Origin of the sequence: Mycoplasma feriruminatoris (assembly GCF_000327395.2) — a bacterium.
In the GTDB taxonomy this organism is placed as follows: domain Bacteria; phylum Bacillota_I; class Bacilli_A; order Mycoplasmatales; family Mycoplasmataceae; genus Mycoplasma; species Mycoplasma feriruminatoris.
Map to the genome: position 1 here is coordinate 667012 of NZ_CP091032.1, position 14977 is coordinate 681988.

Sequence of the window (14977 nt, forward strand, 5' to 3'; positions counted from 1 at the left end):
CTAAAAAAGTACTTGTATTATTTTGCTCTTTTAATAGCATTCATAGTTTTTTTAATATCAGCTTCAGATGGTTTTCTTCCCATACTCATATACATAGCTCTAATTTGTTTTTCAGTAATTGGTGGGTTTTCTTTTAGTTGTTTTTTTACCATATGTCTAGTAATTACAAATCCTAAAATTAAACCTATAACAATAGCTCCAATAATTACTCCAATTAGCATTCCAGCTAATGCTCCTGATGAAAAAGTTGTTGTTAATAACATTAAAATTTCTCTTTTCTATTTATTTAAATATTCTAATATTTTTTTTGTAATATTTTCTTTTGTAAATCCAAATTCTTTAATAACACTATTAGCTGGAGCTGATTCACCAAAACGATCAATTCCAAATACTAATCCATTATCACCAACATATTTATACCAAATTGCAGTTGCTCCCATTTCAATAGCAATTCTTTTTGTTGATTTATCTATAATTTGATCTTGATATTCTTTTGATTGTTTATCAAATAAATTAGTTGATACCATTGAAACTACTTTTGATTTAATATTATGATTTAATAATTCATTTTGAACATCAATTGCTAATCCAACTTCACTACCACTAGCTATTAAGGTAATCATTGCATCAGTTTGATCACTTATAATATAAGCTCCATGTTCAACATCACTAAATACATCTTTATGAGCTAATTGTTTAACATTTTGTCTAGTTAAAATAATTGAAGTTGGAGTTTTATTTAACTTAGTTAAAGCTATTTTATAACAAGCAATAGTTTCACTAAAATCAGCTGGTCTTAATACAACATGATTTGGAATAGTTCTTAACATTGAAAGTTGTTCTATTGGTTGATGAGTTGGTCCATCTTCACCAACTGCAATTGAATCATGAGTAAAAACATATAATTGTTGAAGTTGCATAATTGAAGCTAATCTCATTGCAGGTTTTAAATAATCTGCAAAAACAAAAAATCCACTAGCAACTGGAATTAAACCTTTATGAGCAGCAATCCCATTATTAATTGCACCCATTCCAAATTCTCTAACTCCATACATAATATTTCTACCAGTTTTATTTAAACTAGTAAATTGATTATCAGCACCTTTAATTCTTGTTGAACTTGATAAATCAGCACTACCACCAATTAACATTTTTTCTTTTAAAGCAATTTGTTCAAAAATCTTTCCTGAACTTAGTCTTGTTGCTTCATCATTAACTGGTATGTTTTCTAATAAACTATTAAAATCAAAAGTAATCTTTTTATTAATTGCATTATCTAAATAAGTACTTAATTCAGGATATTTTAAACTATAATTAGCTTTTAATTGATTTCATTTTTCTTCTTCTAATTGACCTTTTTTAACATTAATTGATCAATGTTTATAAACTGAATTTGGAATTATAAAATCATCATATTCTCATTCAAAGTATTGTTTAACTTTACTAATATCATCATTTAAAGGAGCACCGTGAACATCTTTTGTTCCTTGTTTTGTTGATCCTAATCCAATTATTGTTTTAACTTCAATATATGTAGGTTTATCTGAAAGTTGAGCTTTTTTAATAGCATTATAAATAGAAGATAAATTTTCTCCATCACTAACTTTAATAGTATTTCAATTACATGCTTTAAAACGTTTATGCATATCTTCAATTTGTACATCAATTACATTGGAATCTAATTGCACATCATTTGAATCATGAATTAAGATTAGTTTATTTAATTTGTGTTTTCCAGCAAATGAAATAGCTTCTTGACTAATTCCTTCTTGTAAATCACCATCACCACATAAAACATAAGTATAGTGATTAATTAAATCAAAATCATCTTTATTATAAACACTTGCTAAATGAGCTTCAGCAACTGCCATTCCAACTCCCATTCCAACACCTTGACCTAGTGGTCCTGTTGTTACTTCAACTCCACTAGTTAAAGTTTTTTCAGGATGACCTGGAGTTTTACTTTCTCATTGTCTAAATTGTTTTAAATCATCAATAGATAAATCATATCCAGATAAATGTAAAGCTGAATATAATAAAGCACTACCATGACCTGCAGATAATATAAATCTATCTCTATTAAATCATTCTGGGTTTTTAGGATTAAAATTCATAATTTTATTAAATAAAACATAAACTATTCCAGCAGCTCCTAAAACAATTCCAGGATGACCAGATTTTGCTTTATTAATTGCACTTACACCTAACATACGTAATGCATTTAAATTATCATTTTTTTTATTTTTCATTTTGCTCCTTAAAATCTAATAGAAATTTATTTTTTCTTTCAAAGTCTTTTATCAAGCTCATATTTTTTTATTAACTCTTTTAATTCTTTTTCACTTTCTCATTCTTCATCATCATCTACTAAAATATCTTCACCATCCAAGTTTTCTTCTTCATTATTACTTAAAACTATTTCTAGATATTTTTCTTTTAATATTTCGTATTCTTTATTTTCTTCTTCAGTAATTAAATTTTTTTCTTTTAAATTTGCATATTGTTTAATCTTTTTAACAAGTTCTTCAAAAGATAGATCATTAATATTGTTTGACATTTTTTCTCCTATATATTATTTTATACTATTATAAACCTAGTTTTATAGATTACTAATTAGCAAATCTAATAAATTATTAAAATAAAAAAACACTTTATTTTATTAAAGTGTTTGTTAAAAACTAATTTGAAACTTGACTAATAACACTAGTATTATTAGTTTCTTGAACTAATTTTTCTACTTTTGTAGATTTTTTTTCTTTTTTATCTTTTTTAGATTTTCGTTCTTGTTTATTTAAAAATTCTAAACTATCAAATCTAGTACATCATAAATTGTTTCAACTATTTGGAACTCTTTTTAAAATTAAAACTGAAACTTCAAAAGTTGAAATAATTAAAATTGGTTCAATAGCTGCATCAATTGGAAAGACAATTAGTTTTTTAATTAAAGTTGCATAAACATAAGGACTTTTACCAATAGATAATACTGCAATTGGGTGAGAAATAAATGTTAGTGTAAAGCTTGCAATAAATAGTAAAACAACTACAGATATTGTATATGTTACTCTTGATTTTTGTTTTTTAATAAATACTAGTGATCCTAACATTGCATATAACATATAAACAGCCATAAATGAAAAGTGGATAAAAATATTAGGCATTACTAGTCCAGCTGTATAACTTATAGCTCCAACTAATGCTCCACCCATAGGACCAAATAACATACCAGATAAAAATAAAATAAAGTTACCAAACATTAAACGTGCGCCAAACACACCACTATAACCAATAACATTTGTTAATAAAACAATTAACGCCACTTGCATTGCCATCATTGTTATTTTAATAGTTGTAATAGTTTTTATAAATTTTGGATCCATTACATAGGCTATAGCAAATAATAAAATGATTACACAAATAGCAGCACCATTTGTTAAAAAGAACAACATTTTAGCCTCTCAATAAAAATTTATTATTTTTACATTTATTATTGTATCAAGTATCTAAAATATTAGAACATATATAATTTAATTTTATTTTTTAAAAATTGTTAAGTTAATTATTAATTTTTTTAATATATTGTTTTATTAGCTTAATTGCTCTATTTTTATAAAACTTTTTACTTTGATCTGATAAATCACAATTATTAATCATATCAACTAAAGCTCAATTAACTCTCATTGGACTAAAATCATCATAAACATTTAATAAGTAATTATACAAACTACCAATTGTTGTGTTTTTATTAGGTAATATCATTTTTTTATTATTTAAATAACGATCTAAATTAATTGCACTAATTAATCCTGAACTAACTGATTCAACATACCCATCAACTCCAATAATTTGACCTGCAAAAAAGATATTTTCATAGCCTTTTAACTGCACACCTAAATTTAATAATTTTTTAGTATTAATATAATTATTTTTATGCATAACTCCATATCTCATTATTTTTAAATTCTCTAATCCTGGAATTAAGCTAAAAACTTTTTGTTGTTCTAATCACATTAAACTAGTAGAAAAATTATTTATTGTATATAAATGATCAATAACACTATCTTTTTTTAATTTAATAGTAATATAGGCATTTTTGTTTATTGGTTTAAAGTTATTTATAAATTCTTGTTTATTTTTAGCTAAACTTTCTATACTAAAATAATTATTTTGTTCTAATAAATCTATTTCATTTTTTAATGGTGAAATAAAAACTTTTGCATTAATTAAAGCATTATAAAACTTTTCAAACTGTTCTTTATTTAAATCAATATATAAATAATCTAAATTATTATTTAAACTATAACAAATATCCATATTAATTGATTGTTTTAAAATAGTTGGTTCTACTTTATCAAATAATTTTAAATTTTCTTTATTAATTAAAGTTTCTAGTTTGTTTAAAAAACTTGGTGTTGAAATAGGACCAACTGCAATAATTGTTGGAATATTTAAATCTATATTTAAATATTCTTGTTCTATAATTTTTAAATTCTTAAATGTTTTTAAATAATTAGTTATATATTTTGAAAACTTTATTCTATTTACAACTAGTTCATTATTATTATTTAAACTAGTATGTTTTGCAGCTTTAATTATTAGTGAATCTAAAAGCTCTAGTTCTTTTTTTAAAACACCAACTGAAGTTTTTAAATCAGTTGATCTAAAAGAATCTGAATAGGCTAATTCACAAAAATCATCATAATGTTGAATTGGATTTTTTTTAAGAGTTTTAACTTCATATAATTCAACAAAATAACCTTTTTTTAATAAATAATAAGCAGCTTCACACCCTGATAATCCTGCTCCTATAATTCTAATTGTTTTCATACACACCAACTTATATTTATAATTAAAAATAGTTTTAAATAATTAATCTCTAATTAAATAAATTATATGTTTTGTAATAGAAATTAATTTAATTAGATATATTAAATCAAACAAATTTATTTTTTATAAAAAACTATTTTTTAATAAACATAATAAAATATTAAAAGAAAGGATTATATGGATCTAACTATTATTCTAATAATTTTAATCTCAATATTAATTATTATTTGTATTAGTATTTTATTTTATTTAATTAAAAATAAAAACAAAGTTCAAGATAGCAATTTAAAAGATAATCTTGAATATAATAAAGAAACTATAAATCAAAAAATTGAATCAGAAAATAAAGTTATTAATACTAATTTAGATAATCTAAAAGAAAAAGTTAATGAACAAAAAACTGATTTAAAACAATCACTAGATAAACTAGAACAAAACATTTCAAAGTTTAATGAAATTACTAAAAACATAGAACAAATCGATAAAAAAGTGGATAGTTCATCAAATAATATTAAAGAATTGTCTTTAATTTTTAAAAACAGTAAAACTAGAGGAAATCTAGGTGAATATACTTTAGAATCAATTTTAACTAATGTTTTAGGACAACAAACTAAAAACGGAATCTGACAAACTCAATATAAATACAAAAACTCAAATGTAATTGTTGATGCAATTATTAATACTCAAATTAATGATAAAAAAATCGCAATTGATGCTAAATTCCCTTTATCAAAAACTGATATTTTAGTCTCACAAGATTCTAGTTCTTTTGAATATAAACAAGCTGAAATAGAGTTTAAAAGTTCTATAAAAACTATGATTAAAGATTTAAATAATAAATATATTTCAAGTGAAGAAAATATTTCAAGTGTGATTATGTTCATTCCTTCTGAAATTGTTTTTGAATTAATTTGATCTAAATTTAGTGATTTATTTAATGAAGCAGTTAAAAATAAAATTTGAATTTGTTCTCCAACTACTCTACCAGCTGTTTTATTTTCTCAACAAATTAGTATAAGAGATTATAAAATTAGTAAAAACATTACTGAAATTCAAAGACTAATTAAAGTAATTACTGATGATGTTAAAAGATTATTAGAAAGAAATGAAAACATACTTGCTAGTTATGAAAAATATAAATCAGAAACTGAAAGACTGTTTAAAGAATTTCAAATTTCAGCAAGTAAAATTGATAAAAACTATTCTAAATTAGAATCAATTAATATGAATGATAATCAAGAATAATCAATATTTAACAATTTTAAAATAATAGATTTTAAAAAGTTTTATATAATCTAAATATGGAAAGTACGAAAAATAATTATTATACAGAAATTGAAAAACTACTAGCATTAGATTATGATTCTTGTGTTTTGTATTTATTAAATAAATATGGTAAAGTTCAAGGTGATTATATTAAATATAGTTCTAGTTTATTTTTTAAAACTATAGAAGAAAATTTAGATATTAAAAGATCTTGATATGGTTTAGAAATTCATCATATAGATGAAGATAAAATCCCAAATTTATCATCAAAAGAAAATAGAGAAAAATACATTAGAGAACAAAAAGCTGATCGTTTAGTTTATTGTAATTTAATTGAACATTTAGTTTTACATATTAAAATTTATGAAAAAACTAAAAATACATTAAGTAAAAATGGAATTAGAATAATAATTAGAAAAATTAATGATTATTATTCTTATCATGAATTTGATGATGATAGAAATAAATTATTTTTTCAATCAATTAAAGATAAAAAACTAGATTATTTTAATTGCTTAGCTTATATTAATGATAAAAAGATTCTAACTGGTAAAAAGTGATTTGCACGTTCTTTATTAGAAGATAATCACAACAATTTATACCAATTAAGTGTTTTATATGATGAAATTGATGCTTATTTAGATGCTAGAATTCTACCAAATGAAGTTGATGATAGTTTTAATCGTCCAAAAACTTTTAAACTTGAAAAACTTGAAGATTTAGACTATTATGTAGAACAAAGAAAAAGAAGAATTCAACAAGAAAAACAACCTATTGTTTATAATAAAGCATCAACTAGATCAACTAGATCAACAAGTTCAACTGAAGAACCATATAATAAACCAAGTTTTTGAAGTCGTCATAAATGATCAATTATTCTTGTAATGTTTTTAGTTATATTCGTAATCATATTTTATATGTTTATAATTTTTCATTAAAAAAAGGACTTAGGTCCTTTTTATTTTCTACTATAATTTAATCCCATTAAATTCTGAACTTTATTTAGTTTTTTATTTGCTATATTTCTAGCAGTATTAGCACCAAGTTCTAATCATTGTTCAACTTGTTTTGAATTATATAGTTCTTTAAATTTAGTTTGAATTGGAATAATTTCATCAATTAGAGCTTGACTAACATCATCTTTTAAATCTTTATAGTTTTTATTTTCTCAATGTTTTTCAGCATCTTTAATTGAAATATTTTTTAATTGGCAATAAATAGTAATTAAATTAGAAACTCCAGGTTTATTAATAGGATCATATTTGATTAAGTTTTCTGAATCAGTAACTGCTGCTTTAATTTTTGATTTAATTTCATCAATTGAATCTAACATTGTAATAATTGCTTTTGGATTATCACTAGATTTAGACATTTTTTTACTTGGATCTTGTAGATCCATAATTTTAATTTCACTATTAATTAAAGGTTCAGGAATCTTAAACATTTCTCCATACTTATTATTCATTCTAATAGCAATATCTCTAGTAATTTCAATATGTTGTTTTTGATCAATTCCAACTGGTACAAACTTTGGATCATATAATAAAATGTCAGCTGCCATTAAAGCAGGATAAGTAAATAACCCGGTTGGAATATAACCTTTTCCATTAACTGATTCAGCTTTTAGTGATTTATCTTTAAATTGAGTCATTCTAGATAATTCACCCATACTAGTATTTGTTGTTAAAATTCAACCTAATTGAGCGTGTTGTAATACATCTGATTGTAAAAAAATAGTAGTTTTATTAATATCTAATCCACAAGCAAAATATAAAGCAGCAATTTCTTTTGTATTTTTTCTTAGTTTTTCTTTTTCTTGAGGTATTGTGATTGCGTGTAAATTAGCAATAAAAATAAATAAATTATATTCTTCTTGATATTTAATAAAACGTTTGATTACTCCTAAATAGTTTCCTAAAGTCATAGTTCCACTAGGAGTAATTCCAGAAACCATAATTTCTTTTTCCATAAAAATTTTCCTAACTAAAAGCAATAGATTAATATTATTCTATAAAAAAATTGATTAAATAAAACCCAATTTAATTGTTTTTTAATAAAGTAAAAAAATAAGTTTAATTTAATTATAATATAATATTGAAAATAAGAAAGTAGGACTTATTATGAACAAACACCAAATAATTAATGAATTATTAGAAAAAAATAATGCTGATGCAATTTTATTATATTCACCTGAAAATAGATATTGATTTTCTAGATTCCACTCTTCTTTAGGTTATTTATTAATTACTAAAACTGATAGTCATTTATTTTTAGATGGAAGATATATAACAGCTGCTAGAACTAGTCAACATATTAATAAAGATGTACAATTACACCATTTTTCAAAAAGTTTAAAACAAGACTTAATTGATGTTTTAAATGAACATAATGTAAAAACTTTAGCTTTTGAATCTGATTGAACTTATTTTGAACAATACCAAGCTTATAAAAATCACTGATTTAAAGACTTTGAATTAGTTGGAATTAATTGTTCAAAAATGAGAATGGTTAAAGATGAATGAGAAATTGCTAACATTCAAAAAGCTTGTGATATTACTGATCAAGTATTTCAAGCAGCACTTGATTTTGTAAAACCTGGAATTACTGAAAAACAATTACAAAGATTTATTGATGATAAATTCTTAGAATTTGGAGCAGATAAAATTAGTTTTGACACAATTATTGCAAGTGGAGTAAATGGAAGTATGCCTCATGCTGTTCCTAGTGATAAAGTAATTCAAAACAATGAATTTATTACAATTGATATGGGTTGTTTTTATAATGGATATTGTTCAGATCAAACAAGAACAATTGCGCTTGGAGAAGTTGATCCAAAATTAGTTGAAATTTATAACATTGTTTATGAAGCACAAAGCTTAGGAATTAGTTTAGTAAAAGAAGGCGTAGTTGCTGGTGATATTCATAAACAAGTTTATGATTTTATTGATAAAAAAGGGTATGGAAAATACTTTGATCATGGATTAGGACATGGAATTGGAGTTGAAATCCATGAAGAACCAAGTGCTGGATCAGCTGGAAATGAAGTTTTAAAAGAAAATATGACTATTACTGTTGAACCAGGAATTTATATACCAGATCTAGGTGGAGTAAGAATCGAAGATGATGTTTTAGTAACTAAAACTGGATGCAAATTATTAACTTCTTCGCCAAGAATTTTATTAAAATTACAAAAATAATATAATAATTTTTTAAATGACCTTATAGGTCATTTTTTTATGTCTTATAACACATTTTAAAATAATTAGTTTGGATTTAAACTATTATTTAATAAATTATTTTTTAAAATCTTTTTTTATATTTTGATTTTAAGCTAGACTAAAAACTATTAGTAAGATGATAAAATATAATCTAGTTAGAAAGACTGATTTGATATGAATACAATTATTACTAAAGATGAAAATAACATAAAACAGATTAAAAAAAATCTAAAAACAAGACTAATTTCAGCAACTATTTTAGTGTTGTTATTAGGTGTTTATTTAGCATTTCCAATATTGTATTATTTTACTAATCAAAGTTCATCTAAACTTTTAATTACTTATAATGTTATTTCATTAATTTTAAGTAGCTGTATTTTATTTTTATCAACAAGAGAGTTATTAATTTCATTTAATATAAAACCTATAGAACACAAATTATTTATTGAAATTTTAACTATTGTTTTATTTTGAATACCATTTAGTAATATTGAATCAAAAATACCAATTTATAATAATTTAAATTTAAAAGAATATTGATATTTAATAGTAATTGCTATTACTTTATATTTATTTTTAACTACCTTTTTTTTAATGAAGTTTTGTAATAAAAATATTTCTCAAGTAACTAAAATTTTATTTGTTTTATTAATTATGGTATTTGCTTTTAAAGCAATTAATTTCTTAGCTTTTTTAAAAGTAGATAGAGTAATTTTGTATGGTTTTAGTTCTATTATTTGAATTTGAGCAACTGTAATTTTAACAGATAGTTTTGCTTATTTATTTGGTATAAGATTTGGAAAACATAAACTAGCTCCCATTATTAGTCCTAAAAAAAGCTGAGAAGGTGCAATTGGTGGATTTTTTGCAAGTGTAATTATTAATTTAATATGAGTTTTAACAATCTTTTTTATTCCATCAACAAGAAGCTTTGCTCCATTTATTGGTTGATTTGATTTAATACTAAATAACAACACTAGTTTAATGTTAGTAGTTTATATATTTTTAACTATTTTAGTTTCATTATTTACTCAATTTGGTGATTTAGTATTTAGTTATATTAAAAGAAGTATTGATATTAAAGATTTTTCTAATTTAATTCCAGGTCATGGTGGGGTTTTAGATAGATTAGATTCTTTTTATTTTGTATTTTTTATAGTTTATATAATTTTACATATTAGTCTGACATTTAACAGTCTATAGGGGGTTTTATGCAAACAAAAATACTTGGCATTTTTAAAAAATTAGGTGTTGAATTAGACCAAGAAGATCTGATTTATTTTAAAGATGCTATTTTAGTAGAAACTCCTAGAATTTCTCAAATTAAAAATAAAGGTTATTTACATATACAAATCAAAGATTTTTTACCAATTGAAGTTTTAAAAAAAGTTGAAGAAAAACTAAAAAATAACCAATATTTTAACTTTAAATTAATTTTAAGCATAGAAAATCAACAATTTGATAAACAACTAATTACAAAATATTTAGAGTTTATTAAAATGTATAAATCTTTATTTAATAATCGTGTTTCTTGAAAGTTATTAGATATTTATAATTTTGATTTAAATGATCATCAATTAGTGTTTAATGTTAATAGTCAAACAATTAAAAATGAAATTAGTTTAGAACTAGATTATTGTTTAGCAAAGCTAAATCAATTTGGATTTAAAGATTTAAGTTATTTAATTAATGTTAATGAAATTAGTTTAGATGTAATTGATACAAAAAAAACTGAGTTAAATAATAATAACAATAATGTTGAACCAATCATACAACCTAAAATAGTTGAAAAAAAACCTAGTTCAAATAATAGTTATAAAAAAAGACCAAGTTTAGATAAACCTAGTTATAATTCTTTATTAGATGTTGAAGATGATGCTCAAAATATTGTTATTCAAGGTGTTGTTATTAATAAGGAATTTAAGTTATCAAAAACTGGACGAAAGATTTTTTATATAGATATTACTGATTATCAATCTTCAATTAGATGTATGTATTTTGCAAAAAGCGATGCTTTATGTGAGTTTGATGATTTAACTGAAGAAGAATTAAAATCAAAAGATCTTGAACAAATTAAAGCAAATAAAATTCAAGTTAATGATTGAATTAGTGTTAAAGGAAAAACTAGTTTATCTTTATATGATCAAGAACAAATCTTTTATATTGATGATTTTAAAAAAATAGAAAAACAACTTGTGTCAAGAATTGATGATGCAAAAATAAAACGTGTTGAATTACACGCTCATACTAAAATGAGTGTAATGGATGCAGTTAGTGATCCAATGGATTATTTAGAATTAATTAGTAGTTGAAATCATAAAGCAATTGCTTTTACAGATCACACTAATGTTCAAGCTTTTCCAGATATTTATAAAGCTTTAAAAACAGTTAATAAAAATAAAGATGATAAAAATAAAATCAAAGCTATTTATGGATTAGAAATTAACATGTTAAATAATGATTTATGATATGTTAAAAATCCAAAAAATCAAAATCTAAAAGATGCTAAAATGGTATTTTTTGACTTAGAAACTACTGGATTAAGTCCTGAATTAGATGAAATTATTGAGTTTGGTGCTATTGAATATAATTTTAAAACTGGTGAAAGAAAAAAAATCGATATTTTAATTAAACCAAAAGCTAAACTAAAAGCATTTACTCAAAAACTAACTAACATTACTGAAAAAATGTTAGAAAATAAACCAAGTATTGAAACTGCTTTTAAACAAATACATCAAGTTATAAAAGATGCAATTTTAGTTGCTCATAATGCTAATTTTGACTTTACTTTTTTATCTTATTGATCTGAAAAATTAGGTTATGGAAAATTAGAAAATACAATTATTGATACTTTAACAATTTCAAGAATTATTTATCCAGAATTAAAATCACATCGTTTAGGTTCACTTGCAAAAAGAGTAAATATTTCATATGATCCAAGTATTGCTCACCGTGGAGATTATGATGCTGATATATTAGCTGATATTTATGAAAGAATGCTAGATGAAACTAGAAAAAAAATCAAAATAATAACTGATGCTGATTGAAATCAAATTAATCCAATAAATGATATAGATAATTTAAACTATCATAAAAATAAAGGTTTTCATACAAACATTTTAGTTAAAAACCAAGCTGGGTTAAAAGAGTTATATAAACTTGTTACAAAATCACATACTACTAATTTTTATTCATCTCCAAAGATTTTTAAAAATGATTTAATAGAAGTTAAAAAGAATAATAATTTATTATTTGGTTCAAGTTGTGTTAATAGTGAAATTTTTGAACTAGCTAGAACTAGTACATTAGATAATTTAAAAAAAGCAATTAGTTTTTATGATTATATTGAAATTCAACCAATTAGTGTTTATAAAAACTTATTACAAAATGATTCACTTGATTTAGATCAATTAAAACAAGTAATAACAAATATTATTAATGTATGTAAATCAGAAAATAAACTTATTGTTGCAAGTAGTGATTGTCATTATACTAATCCTGAATTAAAACAAATTAGAGAAGTTTATATTAATGCTAAAGGACTTGGTGGAATAAGACATCCTTTATTTGATTTTAATAATAGAGTCAAAGATTATCCTGATCAACATTTAAGAACAACAAAAGAAATGTTATTAGAATTTGAATGATTAAATGATGATAATTTAGTTAATGAAATTGTAATTACTAATTCAAATAAAATTGCAGACATGATAGATAGTAATGTTGTTCCTATAAAAGATGGATTGTTTACCCCAAAAATTGCTAATGTTAATGAAAAATTAAAAGACAAATGTTATCAAACAGCAAAAAATATGTATGGAGAAAAACTTCCAGAAATTGTTGAAAAAAGATTAGAAAAAGAGCTAGGTTCAATTACAAAACACGGATTTGCAATCGTTTATTGAATTTCTCATTTACTAGTAAAACAATCATATGATGATGGTTATTTAGTTGGTTCTCGTGGTTCAGTTGGTTCTTCATTTGTAGCAACAATGGCTCAAATTACAGAAGTTAATCCTTTAAAAGCTCACTATAGGTGTTTAAATTGTAAATATTCAGATTTTAATACTGATCCAAGTTATAGATGTGGTTATGATTTACCTGAAAAAAATTGTCCTAATTGTAATCAAAAATTAATTGGTGATGGTCATGATATTCCATTTGAAACTTTTTTAGGATTTGATGGAGATAAAGTTCCAGATATTGATTTAAACTTTTCTGGAGAATATCAAAACCAAGCACATAACTTTACTAAAAAAATGTTTGGTGAAAATAATGTTTTTAGAGCTGGAACAATATCAACAGTTGCTGAAAAAACTGCTTTTGGTTATGTTAAAACTTATTTTGAAGAAACTAAAAAAGATGATAGATTACCAAGAAAAACTGAAATTAATAGATTAGCAAAACTAGCTGAAGGAGTTAAAAGAACAACAGGTCAACACCCTGGTGGAATTATCATTTTACCAAATGAATATGAAATTGAAGATTTTACTCCAGTTAACTATCCAGCAGATGATACAAGTTCAACTTGAAAAACTACACATTTTGATTTCCACTCAATTCACGATAACTTATTAAAAATGGATATTCTAGGTCATGATGATCCAACTGCTTTAAAAATGTTAAGAGATTTAACAAATATTGATCCAATTACAATTCCAACTGATGATAAAAATGTTTATTCATTATTTTCATCTTTACAAGCTTTAAACTTAACTTCAGATAAAATTAATGATGAAATCACTGGTGCTATTGGAATTCCTGAATTTGGAACTGGTTTTGTTAGAAATATGTTAAAAGAAACACAACCTAAAACTTTTGCAGATCTAGTTCAAATTTCAGGTCTTTCACATGGTACTGATGTTTGGTTAGGTAATGCTAGAGATTTAATTAAAGATAAAAAAGCAGACATTTCTACAGTTATTGGATGTAGAGATGATATTATGGTTTATTTATTAAGTATGGGATTAGAAAGTTCTTTAGCTTTTATGATTATGGAATCAGTTAGAAAAGGTAAAGGATTAAAAAAAGAATGAATTGATATTATGAAACAACATAATGTTCCTGATTGATATATTGATTCATGTTTAAAAATAAAATATATGTTCCCAAAAGCACACGCAACTGCTTATGTATTAATGGCTTATAGAATTGCTTGATATAAAATTTATTATCCAACTGAATATTATGCAACTTATCTAACAACAAGAGCTGATGTATTTGATTTAAAAACAGCACTAGGTGGATATGATGCAGTATTATTAAAACTAAAATCTCAACAACAAAAAGTAAAAAATGGAGAAAAACTTTCTAAAAAAGAAGAAGATTTAGAAGTTGTTTATGAAGTTTTATTAGAAATGTTTGCAAGAGGAATTAAGTTTAGTAATATTGATTTTGAAAAATCTGAAGCAACTAGATTTAAAGTTGACATATTAGAAGATAATACTAAAATTATCATTCCACCATTTAATGTTATTGACTCACTAGGAGAAGCAGTGGCTCTTTCAATAATTAATGCTAGAAACACTAAACCAATAACTTCAGTTAATGATTTAAAAAACAGAACACAAACTACACAAACTCAAATTAAAATTTTTGAAGAATTTAATATTTTAGATTCATTATCAGTTGATGAACAACTAACTTTTGATTTCTAATAGAAAGATATT

11 protein-coding genes are annotated in these 14977 nt (G+C 23.2%); 5 read left to right on the forward strand and 6 right to left on the reverse strand.

The genetic code is table 4. The features are described 5' to 3' along the window. Positions 1-17: 17 nt before the first annotated feature. The 5 genes from D500_RS02915 to trmFO all read right to left on the reverse strand — a co-directional run bounded on the left by D500_RS02915 (position 18) and on the right by trmFO (position 4824). Positions 18-263, reverse strand: a complete 246-nt coding sequence (locus tag D500_RS02915; RefSeq protein WP_008364509.1) for a YneF family protein — start codon at positions 261-263, stop codon at positions 18-20. Between the two features lie 15 nt (positions 264-278). Next, positions 279-2249: a transketolase gene (gene tkt / locus D500_RS02920; protein ID WP_008364508.1), complete on the reverse strand. Its 1971-nt coding sequence runs from the start codon at positions 2247-2249 to the stop codon at positions 279-281. A 26-nt stretch (positions 2250-2275) separates the two neighbouring features. After that, a complete protein-coding gene (locus tag D500_RS02925; RefSeq protein WP_008364507.1) occupies positions 2276-2557 on the reverse strand; it encodes a hypothetical protein in 282 nt (93 codons plus the stop codon). A 121-nt stretch (positions 2558-2678) separates the two neighbouring features. Then, the gene (locus tag D500_RS02930) at positions 2679-3446 is read right to left on the reverse strand and encodes a folate family ECF transporter S component (RefSeq protein WP_008364506.1); all 768 of its coding nucleotides are present in this window, start codon (positions 3444-3446) and stop codon (positions 2679-2681) included. A gap of 106 nt (positions 3447-3552) precedes the next feature. Next, the gene (gene trmFO / locus D500_RS02935; RefSeq protein ID WP_008364505.1) at positions 3553-4824 is read right to left on the reverse strand and encodes a methylenetetrahydrofolate--tRNA-(uracil(54)-C(5))-methyltransferase (FADH(2)-oxidizing) TrmFO; all 1272 of its coding nucleotides are present in this window, start codon (positions 4822-4824) and stop codon (positions 3553-3555) included. A gap of 177 nt (positions 4825-5001) precedes the next feature. Here trmFO and D500_RS02940 point away from each other — a divergent pair, with 177 nt between their 5' ends. Continuing rightward, entirely contained in the window at positions 5002-6069 is a 1068-nt protein-coding gene (locus D500_RS02940) for a DNA recombination protein RmuC (protein ID WP_008364504.1), read from the forward strand. A 56-nt stretch (positions 6070-6125) separates the two neighbouring features. Continuing rightward, the gene (locus D500_RS02945) at positions 6126-7028 is read left to right on the forward strand and encodes a hypothetical protein (protein ID WP_008364501.1); all 903 of its coding nucleotides are present in this window, start codon (positions 6126-6128) and stop codon (positions 7026-7028) included. A 20-nt stretch (positions 7029-7048) separates the two neighbouring features. On the opposite strand, the gene trpS is transcribed toward D500_RS02945, so the two are convergent. Next, positions 7049-8059, reverse strand: a complete 1011-nt coding sequence (gene trpS / locus D500_RS02950; RefSeq protein ID WP_008364500.1) for a tryptophan--tRNA ligase — start codon at positions 8057-8059, stop codon at positions 7049-7051. Between the two features lie 151 nt (positions 8060-8210). On the opposite strand from trpS, the gene D500_RS02955 reads away from it, so the two are divergent. From D500_RS02955 to D500_RS02965, 3 genes are all read left to right on the forward strand, one after another. Next, complete coding sequence (locus D500_RS02955; protein WP_008364499.1) at positions 8211-9287, forward strand: M24 family metallopeptidase; 1077 nt, start codon at positions 8211-8213, stop codon at positions 9285-9287. 195 nt (positions 9288-9482) lie between these two features. Then, complete coding sequence (locus tag D500_RS02960) at positions 9483-10511, forward strand: phosphatidate cytidylyltransferase (RefSeq protein ID WP_008364498.1); 1029 nt, start codon at positions 9483-9485, stop codon at positions 10509-10511. 8 nt (positions 10512-10519) lie between these two features. After that, on the forward strand, positions 10520-14965 hold the full coding sequence (locus D500_RS02965) for a PolC-type DNA polymerase III (protein ID WP_008364497.1): 4446 nt from the start codon (positions 10520-10522) through the stop codon (positions 14963-14965). The last annotated feature ends 12 nt before the right edge of the window (positions 14966-14977 follow it).